8 protein-coding genes are annotated in these 11,429 nt (G+C 71.2%); 5 read left to right on the top strand and 3 right to left on the bottom strand.

What is annotated here, in order from left to right; genetic code table 11:
* Positions 1–17 precede the first annotated feature (17 nt).
* Positions 18–1,583, top strand: a complete 1,566-nt coding sequence (locus L3i22_RS48645; RefSeq protein ID WP_221324168.1) for a serine/threonine-protein kinase — start codon at positions 18–20, stop codon at positions 1,581–1,583.
* A 15-nt stretch (positions 1,584–1,598) separates the two neighbouring features.
* Here the strand turns inward: L3i22_RS48645 and L3i22_RS48640 are convergent, their stop codons facing one another.
* A complete protein-coding gene (locus L3i22_RS48640; RefSeq protein ID WP_221324167.1) occupies positions 1,599–2,543 on the bottom strand; it encodes a DUF5937 family protein in 945 nt (314 codons plus the stop codon).
* A gap of 59 nt (positions 2,544–2,602) precedes the next feature.
* Between L3i22_RS48640 and L3i22_RS48635 the strand changes: the two genes are divergently transcribed.
* Positions 2,603–3,367: an isocitrate lyase/phosphoenolpyruvate mutase family protein gene (locus L3i22_RS48635; protein ID WP_221324166.1), complete on the top strand. Its 765-nt coding sequence runs from the start codon at positions 2,603–2,605 to the stop codon at positions 3,365–3,367.
* 96 nt (positions 3,368–3,463) lie between these two features.
* Complete coding sequence (locus tag L3i22_RS48630; RefSeq protein ID WP_221324165.1) at positions 3,464–3,712, top strand: hypothetical protein; 249 nt, start codon at positions 3,464–3,466, stop codon at positions 3,710–3,712.
* Here the strand turns inward: L3i22_RS48630 and L3i22_RS48625 are convergent.
* The gene (locus L3i22_RS48625; RefSeq protein ID WP_255657706.1) at positions 3,709–4,749 is read right to left on the bottom strand and encodes a glycosyl hydrolase; all 1,041 of its coding nucleotides are present in this window, start codon (positions 4,747–4,749) and stop codon (positions 3,709–3,711) included. The two genes, L3i22_RS48630 and L3i22_RS48625, sit on opposite strands and share 4 nt — an antisense overlap.
* 117 nt (positions 4,750–4,866) lie before the next feature.
* On the opposite strand from L3i22_RS48625, the gene L3i22_RS48620 reads away from it, so the two are divergent.
* Positions 4,867–7,017, top strand: a complete 2,151-nt coding sequence (locus L3i22_RS48620) for a bifunctional polysaccharide deacetylase/glycosyltransferase family 2 protein (RefSeq protein WP_221324164.1) — start codon at positions 4,867–4,869, stop codon at positions 7,015–7,017.
* Positions 7,018–7,022: 5 nt separating this feature from the next.
* Here L3i22_RS48620 and L3i22_RS48615 read toward each other — a convergent pair whose 3' ends face one another.
* The gene (locus L3i22_RS48615; protein WP_221324163.1) at positions 7,023–8,774 is read right to left on the bottom strand and encodes an FAD-binding dehydrogenase; all 1,752 of its coding nucleotides are present in this window, start codon (positions 8,772–8,774) and stop codon (positions 7,023–7,025) included.
* 130 nt (positions 8,775–8,904) lie between these two features.
* Between L3i22_RS48615 and valS the strand changes: the two genes are divergently transcribed.
* Complete coding sequence (gene valS, locus L3i22_RS48610; protein ID WP_255658790.1) at positions 8,905–11,424, top strand: valine--tRNA ligase; 2,520 nt, start codon at positions 8,905–8,907, stop codon at positions 11,422–11,424.
* Positions 11,425–11,429: the final 5 nt, after the last annotated feature.

Below are 11,429 nucleotides of genomic sequence, written 5' to 3'. Positions count from 1 at the left end.
TAGGCACACTGCGACGAGTGGACGAGGGACAGAGGCTCGGCGGACGGTACCTGCTGCACGAAGAGCTCGGCCGGGGCGGAATGGCCGTGGTCTGGCGGGCCACCGACGAGGTGCTGCACCGGCCGGTCGCGGTGAAGGTGCTGGCCGGGCGGTACGCCGCCGACCACCGGTTCCGTTCCCGGATCCTGCACGAGGCGCGGGCGGCGGCGACCCTGTCGCATCCGAACATCGCGCAGATCCACGACTTCGGCGAATCGGACGAGGACGGGACGCTTGTTCCGTACGTCGTCATGGAATTGATCAATGGCCCCACGCTGCAGCAACGTCTGGCCGAAGCGCCGATGCCGCCCCGGCGGGTATTCCGGATCTGCGGGGAGGTCGCGGCGGCGCTCGCCGCGGCCCACGAGGACGGCCTGGTGCACCGGGACATCAAGCTGGCCAACGTGATGGTGACCCCGTCCGGCGCCAAGGTGGTGGACTTCGGGATCGCGGCGGCGGCCGGCCCCGCCGAACCGGAGGAGGGGCTGCTCGGCACGCCCGCATACCTGGCGCCGGAGCGTCTCACCGGCGGCGCGATCGAGCCGGCCTCGGACGTCTACGCGCTCGGCGTGCTGCTGTTCCGGCTGCTCGCCGACGAGTCGCCGTGGACGGTGGAGACGACCACGCAGATGCTGTCGGCGCACATGTACGCCGAGCCGATGCCGTTGCCGGAGCTGCCCGGGGTGCCGCCCGGGGTGGCCGAGCTGGTCGACCGGTGCCTGGCCAAGGATCCGGCGGACCGGCCGTCGGCGGCCGAGGTCTCCGCGATCCTGGGCGACGCGGCCGAGGCCGTCTCGATAACCGCCCAGCACGCCGGGGCCGCGGCCGCGCCGGTCCCGGACCCGCCCGCCCCGGCTCCGGTCGAAGCCGAGGTGGAGCCGGCGGAGATCCCGGAGTTCGAGGCCGGGATGGCGAAGGCCCCGAAGCTGCCGCCCACCCGGTTCGACGACGCGACCGAGATGATCTCCCTGGGCCGGCTCGTGGCGCCCCAGCAGCGCGCCCGGCTGCTGCTCGCCGGCGGCGTCATGGTGGCGCTGCTCATCCTCGTCGCCGGAGTGTGGGTCACCCGCGAGGGCGATCCGAGGCCGGCCGGCATCGACGCCGCCCCGCCGGCCAGCCGGGCGGCCGGCCCGCCCGGCGTGGCCAGGTCGGCCGGCGCCACGCCCAGCCCCTCCGGCACCCGGCCGGATCGCCGCGCCGCCGCGGTGACCAGCGAGCTGCCGGCCAGCGCGAACCCCTCGATACCGGGCTCGGCGGCCCCGTCCGCGGTTCCCGAGCCGAGCGCCGGGGACAGCGCGCCGCCGACCTCGGACGTGCCGGAGAGCACCCGGCTGGAGTCGAAGGGCGGCGCGGTCTACGCCATCTGTGTCTCCGGGAACGCGCAGATCCTCAGCTGGGAGCCGGCCGAGGGCTTCGTGGCGGAGCGGGTGGATCCCGGGCCGGGGCTGACCGCGTCGGTGGTCTTCGCGGGCGGGCTGAGCCGATACCGCATGTCGATCACCTGCTTCGCCGGCAAGCCGTCGGCGGTGGTCCTGCCGCTGTAGGCCGGTTCGCGGGGCTCACCCGGCCGCGCTCAGCAGTACCTCCGCTGCCCGGGTCCGTGAGTTCAGCAACAACCGTCCCTCCCGATGCGTGGCGATCAGCCCCGCCGCGCGCAGGATCCGCAGATGCTGGGACACCCCACCCGCGGTGATCCCGGTCCGCCGGGCCAGCTCGGTGGTCGACAGCGGACTCCCCAGCTCGCTCAGGATCCGGGCCCGCCCGGCCCCGACCAGCGCGTCCAGCGCTCCCGGCAGCCGGGACGACTCCTCCCACAGCGTGGCCACCCCGGCGGCCGGATAGGCGACCTGCGGGGTCCCCCACGACGACACCGTGAGCACCGACGGCCAGGCGAAGACCGACGGGATCAGCACCAGCCCGCTGCCGTCGGCCACGTCCGGCGCGGTGCAGTGCCGCTGGTCGACGAGGAGCGTGCCGTCCCGCCAGGCGACGCGTTCGTGCAGGTCGTTGAGGACCGCGGCGGCGCCGTCGGTGGCCAGGTGGTGGGCGCGGCGGCGGACGTCGGCGTCCAGCAGCGCGTGCATCCGGGGCCAGTCCGGAGCGATCGCCCGCGCCCAGTACGCCGCGATCTCGTCGCTGAGCCGGGCCAGGCCGGCCGCCGGATCGCGGTACAGGTCGAGGTCGGTGCCGCCGGGCAGCAGGGCGAGGTGCGCGCGGACCGTCGACGGGCCGGTCGCCCGGAGCACGGCCAGCTCGGCGTCCAGGTCCGCGGTCAGGCCGGCGGGCGGCGGCGTCAGAAAATCGGGGGCATAGCCCCCGGCGGGCGGGATCAGCCGGGCGAGCAGGCCGTCCGGTCCGGGCCGCTGTTCCAGAGCCCATTTCCGATGTACGGACGGAACCCCGCGCCCGTGCAGCACCCGCAGGCTGGCCAGCACCTCCCACAGGCAGGACACCGCGAATCTGATCCGGGTGGCGGCGTCCGGCGGCAACGCGATCGCGACCATGCTTTTAGTCTCCGCTAAATAGCTGTCCCGAGGGTGCCCGGGCGCGAAGACTTCCGAGGGTGACTGACTTTCGTTCCCTGCACCAGCCCGGTTCCCCGCTCGTCCTGGTCAACGCCTGGGATGCGGCGAGCGCCCGGATCGTCGCCGCGGCCGGGGCCGCCGCGGTCGCCACCACCAGCGCCGGGGTGGCCTGGAGCCTGGGCGCGCCGGACGGCGACGCACTGGCCCGGGAGCTCGCCGTGGCGGCGGCCCGCCGGGTGGTGGCCGCGGTGTCCGTGCCGGTCTCGGTGGACGTCGAGGCGGGCTACGGCGATCCGGCCGGCACCCTGCGCGAGATGGCCGCGGCCGGGGTGGCCGGCGTCAACCTGGAGGACGGCGCCCGGTCGGCCGGCGAGCAGGTCGCCCGGATCACCGCGGCGCACGCGGCCGCCCCGGCGGTCTTCCTGAACGCCCGGATCGACACGCTGCTGTTCGGGCTCGGTGACCTGGCCGAGGCGATCGCCCGCGGGCGGGCGTACCTGGCGGCCGGCGCGGACGGCATCTTCGTGCCCGGGGTGACCGATCCGGCGGCGATCGGGGCGCTGGTCGAGGCGATTCCGGGGCCGGTGAACGTGATGGCCGGTCCGGGCGCGCCGTCGATCGGGGAGCTGGCGAAGCTCAGGGTGGCCCGGATCAGCCTCGGCTCGGCGGTGGCCCAGGCGGCGTACGGCCTGGTGGACCGTGCCGCCCGGGAGGTCTTCGGCCCGGGTACCTACCAGGAGTTGACCGGCGCGGTCGACTACGGCCGCATGAATGCTCTCAGTAATGGCGCTGCCGACAATTAGTGAGAATTATTGACAGAATTCGTCGGTGGTCGGCAAAGGTGATTCGTAGATTCCATTCCTAGGGTCATGAGTGACCAATCGGAAGGAATCGGAACGATGATTCGCACTCCTGCCATGCCGGCCGAGGAAGGCACCCAGGTGTTCGTCGACGCGACCGGGCGCCGCAAGCGGCTGCTCGCCGTCACGGGCTTCTTCGTGGCCCTGTTCGCCGCGCTCTACATGGGTATCGTCGGGGCGAGCGTGGTCCAGGCCGCCGACTCGGCGCTGACCACGAAGGCCACGGTGTCGACCTCGGCCACCGCGTCCGCGACGGCCACCGCCACCGCCACCGCCACGGCGGGCTAATCGGCGAATGCGTGGAACTGGTCGGTGAACTGATATTCCGTCTGGGAAATGCCGCTGCAGTCGGCCGCGACCGATCCGTCGGTGCAGTTGCCGTTGTCCCGGTTCACCGACCAGAAACGGACGAATCCCACGCCTTTGCCGGTGGCCCAGTCGAGCAGATATTTCGCATCGGCCGTCTTCGTCGTGCCGCCGGTGTTGTTGACGCCGATCATCGGGGTGACGCCGAGCATCGCGTACAGCTCGGTGTCGGTCTTGTCCGTCCAGATGCTCGCCAGGTCGGCCTTGACCGCGGCGGCGGCCAGGGTCATCGCCAGGCCCCACCCGCCGCCGGCCGCGTCGAAGTTCATCGTCATCGCGTTGACAGTGACCTGGACGCCGGTGTCCTCGACGGCTTTCAGCAGCTCGATGCCGGCGTCGGCGAGGCCCTGCGTGGTGCCGGCCACCGGCAGGGTCAGGGTGATCGCGGTGCCCCGGGCCTTCTGCAGCGCGGCCAGCGCCCCGGCCACCGTCTCGACCGTGACGGACTGCTCGATGTCCACGTCGAGACGGTTGCTGCCGGCCGCGTCCAGGGCCGCCTCGTACGCCGTGACCAGCTGATCCTTCGAGCAGACACTCTCCAGGTAGGTGCCGGTCGCGCCGCCGGTGGCCACGATCGAGCTCCCGCCGGCCGCGTCGATCTTGTCGATCTCGGCGGCGACCTTGCTGTCCCCGATCGCCGTCGTGCCGCCCCACGTGGGGGTGCACGCGGTGCTGTCGGCCAGCACGAACGCGAGCGCGAAGTCCTTCTGCCCGGTCTTGGTGGCCACGTCCGAAACGTCGACCGTGCCGCTGAGGATGTCGATGTACGGCGCCGACTTCAGCGTCGCCGGGATGGTGATCGCGGCGGCCGACGCGGATGTCGACGTGGTCGGTGCGGTGGTCGCGCTGGTGTCGCTGGTGTCGTCATCCCCGGAACAGCCGCCGAGGAGGAGACCGGAGCCGCCGCCGAGCAGGAGAAGGGCGGTTGCCGATACCGACGCCAAGCGGAGAAAAGCCACCTGAGCACTATCTCACCGGCAAATGCCTCAGGTGTGTGGAATTCCGGCCGATAGGGCTGGTGAGCCAGCGCCGGCCCGTGCCTCGTCCGGCGTCGCCGCGCCGCGAGGGGGAGATCGGTGTCCGTCGAGACGTCGGAGGGGGCGCGCCGGCGGCGTGTCCGGGTGCCCGTGCCCTCGCCCCGCTGGATCGTGCTGACCGTGGTGCTCGGGCTGTTCGCCTGCATCCTCGTCGTCAACGGCATCGTGCAGGGCGAGTTCACCCAGGACGGGGCCGCGGCCGCGACCGACGACACCGACCAGGTGCCGAGCGCCGCGCTGACCGGCGGCCCGATCATCCAGACCGACGGCAGCACCACGACCACGGTCACCGTGCCGGACAACCAGATCGTGCTGACCTTCGACGACGGGCCGTCCCCGACGTACACGCCGCAGATCCTGGACGTGCTGAAGGAGTACGACGTCCCGGGCACCTTCTTCATGATCGGCTCGCAGATCAGCCAGTACCCGGGCCTGGTCAAGCGGGTGAAGGAGGCCGGCCACGAGATCGGCATCCACACGTTCACGCACCCGGAGATGTCCTCCAAGGGCGAGCGGCGGCGCGGCGTGGAGATGCAGGAGACCCAGTTCGCGCTGGCCGGGGCGGCCGGCGTGACCAGTCTGATCTTCCGGCCGCCGTACTCGTCCACGGTCAAGGCGCTGGACAACAAGACCTGGAACGTGATGGCCGACATGGGCGAGCGCGGCTACCTGACCGTGGTCAACAACCTGGACAGCCGGGACTGGGAGTCGGGCGCCACGATGGCCGACATCGCCGACGCGGTGATGCCGGACGACGGGGCCGGCGCGATCCTGCTCTTCCACGACGGCGGCGGTAACCGGTCGAAGACCGCGACCGCGCTGAAGACGGTGATCCCGGCCCTGCAGAAGGAGGGTTACACCTTCACCACGGTGGCGGCGCTCACCGGCAACAGCACGATCAATCCCGCGGCGAGCAGCCGGGATCACGCGATCGGGCTGGGCGTGGTCGGCGCGATCCGGCTGGCCAAGGGGGTGACGATCGGCTTCTCCTACCTGCTGCTCGCACTGGGCGTGCTCACGGTCGTACGGCTGATTCTGATGTTGATTTTGGGTCGAAAGCATGCCAATCGCTACAAGAAGGACCCGGATCCGTGGGGCGGGGCGTACGCCGAGCCGGTGACCGTGATCGTGCCCGCCTACAACGAGAAGGAGTGCATCGCCGACACCCTGAAGTCGCTGGTGGCGAGTACCCACCCGATCGAGATCGTGGTGGTCGACGACGGTTCGGACGACGGCACCGCGGAGATCGCCGAGGCGCTCGGCCACGCGAACGTGACGGTGGTCCGGCAGCCGAACGGCGGCAAGTCCAGCGCCCTCAACAACGGCATCGCGCACGCGAAGACCGAGGTCGTCGTGATGATGGACGGCGACACCGTGTTCGAGCCGGACACCGTGCGCCTGCTCGTCCAGCCGTTCGCCGACCCGGGGATCGGCGCGGTGGCCGGCAACGCCAAGGTGGCCAACCGGAACAGCATGGTCGCGCTCTGGCAGCACATCGAGTACGTGGTCGGCTTCAGCATCGACCGCCGCGCCTACGACGTGATGCGCTGCATGGCGACCGTCCCGGGAGCCATCGGCGCGTTCCGGCGGGAGGCGTTGCGGCAGGTCGACGGCCTGAGCGAGGACACCCTGGCGGAGGACACCGACCTGACCGTGGCGATCATCCGGGCCGGCTGGCGGGTGGTCTACGAGGAGCGGTCCCGGGCCTGGACCGAGGCGCCGGCGACGATGTCCCAGCTGTGGCGGCAGCGGTACCGGTGGAGCTACGGGACCATGCAGGCGATGTGGAAGCACCGCGGGGCGCTGTTCGAGAAGGGCCCGGGCGGGCGGTTCGGGCGGCGCGGGCTGCTCAACCTGGCCCTGTTCCAGACGCTGTTGCCGCTGCTCTCGCCGCTGATTGACGTGTTCCTGATCTACGGCCTGTTCTTCCTCGACCCGGTCAAGACGGTGGCCGCCTGGGTCGCCATGCTGGCGGTCCAGATGATCAGCACGATCTACGCGTTCCGGCTGGACGGGGAGTCGCTGAAACCGCTGTGGCGGGTGCCGCTGCAGCAGTTCGTCTACCGCCAGCTGATGTACCTGGTGCTGATCCAGTCGACGCTGGCCGCGCTCGGCGGGATCCGGCTGGGCTGGCAGAAGCTGCGGCGCACCGGCGGGCTGAACGCCCTGATCGGCACGCCGCGCTCCTGATCCTTTTACGCCAGAGCGGCGGCTGCGGCCTTGCCCGCCTGGCGGCCCGAGAAGAGGCAGCCGCCGAGGAACGTGCCCTCCAGTGAGCGGTAGCCGTGCACCCCGCCGCCCCCGAAACCGGCCACCTCGCCGGCCGCGTAGAGGCCCGGGATGGCCGCCCCGGCCGCGTTCAGGACCCGGCCCGACAGGTCGGTCTGTAGGCCACCGAGGGTCTTGCGGGTCAGCACGTTGAGGCGGACCGCGACCAGCGGCCCGGCCGAAGTGTCCAGGATCTTGTGGATCGACGCGGTCCGGCTGATCTGGTCGCCGAGGTAGTCCAGCGCGTTCCGGATGCCCATCACCTGGGCATCCTTGCTGTACGCGTTGTCGATCTCCCGGTCCCGTGCGTCCACCTGCCGCTTCACGTCGGCCGGGTCGAGCAGGCTGTTCCCGGCCAGCCGGTTCATCCCGGCGACCAGCTCGGGGAGTGTCGCGGCCTGCACGAAGTCCGCGCCGTACTTCTGGAACTTCTGGATCGGCTCGGGCGTCTGCCAGATCCGGGACAGCAGCAGCCAGAGGTTCTTCCCGGTCAGGTCGGGGTTCTGCTCGGAGCCGGAGAGCGCGAACTCCTTGTCCACGATCTTCTGCGTGGTGACGAACCAGGAGTAGTCATAACCGGACGCGGTGATCGTGCCGAGCGTGTGCAGCGTGTCGTAGCCGGGCATGTCCGGCGCGGAGAACCGCTTCCCCTTGGCATCGAGCCAGATGGAGGACGGGCCGGGCAGGATCCGGATGCCGTGGTTCGGCCAGACCGGCGCGTAGTTCCGCAGTCCCTCGGTGTAGTGCCACATCCGGTCCGGGTTGACGATCCGCCCACCGGCCTTCTGGGTGATCGCCAGCATCCGCCCGTCGACGTGCGCGGGGACGCCGGTGACCATGAAACCCGGGGGCGTGCCGAGCCGGGCCGGCCAGTTCTGCCGGATCAGGTCCTGGTTCGCGCCGATGCCGCCGGAGGTGACGATCACGATCGGCGCTTTCAGATCAAAATCGGCGATTACGGTACGGGACGAGGGCGTCCCGCGGGCAGCCGTGCTGGCCTCCAGGATCGCCCCGCGAACCCCGGTGACCGCCCCGTTCGTGACCACCACCTCGTCCACCCGGTGCCGGAACTTGAAGACCACCTTCCCGGCCGCCACCCCGGCCCGCACCTTCTTCTCGAACGGCTCGACGATCGCCGGCCCGGTGCCCCAGGTGACGTGGAACCGCGGCACCGAGTTGCCGTGCCCGTCGGCCTTCCCGCCGCCGCGCTCCGCCCAGCCGACCGCCGGGAACCACTGCAGGCCCAGCCCGGCCAGCCAGGAGCGCTTCTCCCCGGCGGCGAACTGCACGTAGGCCTGCGCCCACTTGTACGCCCAGTAGTCCTGCCCGGCCGGGTCGTCGATCCCACGGTCGAAGCCGGCCGTGCCGAGCCAGTCCTGCCAGGCCAGGTCGTAGGAGTCCTTGACGCCCATCAGGCCCTGCTCGACCGAGTTGACGAAGAACAGCCCACCGAACGACCACCATGCCTGCCCGCCCAGGCTCGCCTCCGGCTCCTGGTCCAGCAGCAGCACCTTGCGGCCGGCCGCGACCAGCTCGGCCGTGGCGACCAGCCCGGCCAGCCCGTGCCCGACCACGATCGCGTCCGCGTCGGTGGCCGCGGCGGCGCCGAACGCGGGTGTCGCCCCGGTGGCGGCCAGCGCCGCCCCGGCCGTGCTCGCAAGTACGGTGCGCCGATTCATGAGCCCTCCTCGCTTTTCCTGGGCCTTGATGGAAGCAAGGCGGCCGTCCGGCGCGGTAGTCGCTGGGGACCAAAGCAAAACTCGGTCGTTGTCGCCCGGCGCTGTTGCGTAGGGTTTTCCGGTGACCGAGATGAGATCCGTGCCAGAAAAGATCACCCTCGACGGCCTCGAGCGGAAATGGCGCGCGGTATGGGCCGAGAACGGCACGTACACCTTCGACCGCACGGCGCCCCGGTCCCGGGTCTTCTCGATCGACACCCCGCCGCCGACGGTCAGCGGGTCACTGCACGTCGGGCACGTGTTCTCGTTCACCCACGCCGACGCGATCGCCCGCTACCGGCGGATGACCGGCCGCGCGGTGTTCTACCCGATGGGGTGGGACGACAACGGGCTGCCGACCGAGCGCCGGGTGCAGAACTACTACGGGGTGCAGTGCGACCCGTCGCTGCCGTACGACCCGGACTTCACGCCGCCGGAGACCCCGCCGAGCCGGCCGTTGCCGATCTCCCGGCGGAACTTCGTCGAGCTGTGCCAGCGGCTGACCGCGATCGACGAGCAGGCGTTCGAGGACGTGTGGCGCCAGGTCGGGCTCTCCGTCGACTGGTCGCTGCAGTACAGCACGATCGACGACAACAGCCGGTCGGTCTCGCAGCGGGCGTTCCTGCGCAACCTTGCCCGCGGCGAGGCGTATCTGGCGGATGCCCCGACGCTGTGGGACGTCACGTTCCGCACCGCGGTGGCCCAGGCCGAGTTGGAGGACCGGGAGCGGCAGGGTGCCTACTACCGGCTCGCGTTCGGGCTTCCCGGCGGCGGCGTCGTGCACATCGAGACGACCCGGCCCGAGCTGCTTCCGGCTTGCGTGGCGCTCGTCGCACACCCGGATGACGAGCGGTACCAGCACCTTTTCGGGAAAAATGCCAGTACGCCGGTTTTCGGGGTCGAGGTGCCGATCAGGGCGCACCCGCTGGCTCAGCCGGACAAAGGCTCCGGGATCGCGATGATCTGCACGTTCGGCGATCTGACCGACGTGATCTGGTGGCGAGAGCTGGATCTGCCGACCCGACCCGTGATGGGCCGTGACGGGCGACTGCTGGCCACTCCGCCTTCGGGGATCGACCCGGCGACCTATGCGCCCCTGTCCGGGAAAACCGCCTTCTCGGCGAAAGAGGCGATGGTCTCGCTGCTCCGCGAGGCCGGCGCGCTGGACGGCGAGCCGCGGCCGACCGTACAGCAAGTGAAGTTTTATGAACGAGGCGACAAGCCGCTGGAAATCGTGACGACCCGGCAGTGGTACATCCGCAACGGCGGCCGGGACGCCGCGCTGCGCGCCGCCCTGATCGAGCGCGGCCGGGAGATGACCTGGTCCCCGGCGTTCATGCGGACCCGCTACGAGAACTGGGTGGACGGCCTGGCCGGCGACTGGGTGATCAGCCGGCAGCGCTTCTTCGGCGTCCCGTTCCCGATCTGGTACCCGCTGGACGCGGCCGGCGAGCCGGACTACTCGTCCCCGATCGCGGCCACCGCGCTGCCGGTCGACCCGAGCAGCGACACCGCGCCCGGCTACACCGAGGACCAGCGCGATCAGCCGGGCGGCTTCACCGCCGACCCGGACGTCATGGACACCTGGGCCACCTCGTCGCTGACCCCGGAGATCGCCGGCCGCTGGGGCACCGACGACGACCTGTTCCAGCGGGTCTTCCCGATGGACCTGCGCCCGCAGGCCCACGAGATCATCCGGACCTGGCTGTTCGCCACGGTGCTCCGCGCGCACCAGGAGTTCGGCAGCCTGCCGTTCACCACCGCGCTGCTGTCCGGCTGGATCCTCGACCCGGACCGGAAGAAGATGTCGAAGTCCAAGGGCAACACCGTCACCCCGATGGCGTTGCTGGAGGAGTACGGCTCGGACGCGGTCCGGTACTGGGCGGTCAGCGGCCGGCCGGGCACCGACACCGCGTTCGACACCGGTCAGATGAAGGTCGGCCGCCGGCTCGCCATCAAGATCCTCAACGCGACCAAGTTCGTACTCCGATTCGGGGTTGCCTCTGATCTTGCCGCCGCGGACGTCACCGAAGCCCTCGACCGGGCCATGCTCAGCGATCTGGCCGCGGTGGTCGCTGACGCCACCGGACACTTCGAGGGGTACGACTACGCCCGCGCTCTGGAGCGCACCGAACAGTTCTTCTGGACGTTCTGCGACGACTACCTGGAGCTGGTCAAGGAGCGGGCGTACGGGGACCCGGCCGAGCCCGCGACCCGGTCCGCGCACGCCGCGCTGGCGATCGCCCTGGGCACGCTGCTGCGGCTGTTCGCGCCGATGGTCCCGTTCGTCACCGAGGAGGCCTGGTCCTGGTGGCAGGACGGCTCGGTGCACCGCGCGCCGTGGCCGTCCCCGGCCGAGTTCACCCCCGCCCTCGACCCGGACCTGCCGACCGGCCTGCTCACCCTCGCCGGCACCGTGCTGGGCCTGGTCCGCAAGGCGAAGTCGGAGGCCAAGCAGTCGATGCGCAGCGAGGTGGCGCACCTCTCCCTGGGCGGCCCGGCCGCCTCGTTCCAGCTGGTCAGCCGGGATGTCCTGGCCGCCGGCGTGATCCGCGAGGTGACCACCGCGGCGGCCGACGGCCCGCTGACCGCCGAGGTCCGGCTGGCCTGATCAGT

This window comes from Actinoplanes sp. L3-i22, assembly GCF_019704555.1.
Taxonomy (GTDB): domain Bacteria; phylum Actinomycetota; class Actinomycetes; order Mycobacteriales; family Micromonosporaceae; genus Actinoplanes.
The sequence above is the reverse complement of the archived record's forward strand: the minus strand, read 5'-3'. Positions and strand labels throughout refer to the sequence as shown.

Bases quoted from the DNA above. Each gene is read 5' to 3' on its own strand.
- L3i22_RS48640 (WP_221324167.1), bottom strand. From the start codon at position 2,543: ATGGTCGCGATCGCGTTGCCGCCGGACGCCGCCACCCGGATCAGATTC.
- L3i22_RS48630 (WP_221324165.1), top strand. From the start codon at position 3,464: ATGATTCGCACTCCTGCCATGCCGGCCGAGGAAGGCACCCAGGTGTTC.
- L3i22_RS48615 (WP_221324163.1), bottom strand. From the start codon at position 8,774: ATGAATCGGCGCACCGTACTTGCGAGCACGGCCGGGGCGGCGCTGGCC.
- valS (WP_255658790.1), top strand. From the start codon at position 8,905: ATGAGATCCGTGCCAGAAAAGATCACCCTCGACGGCCTCGAGCGGAAA.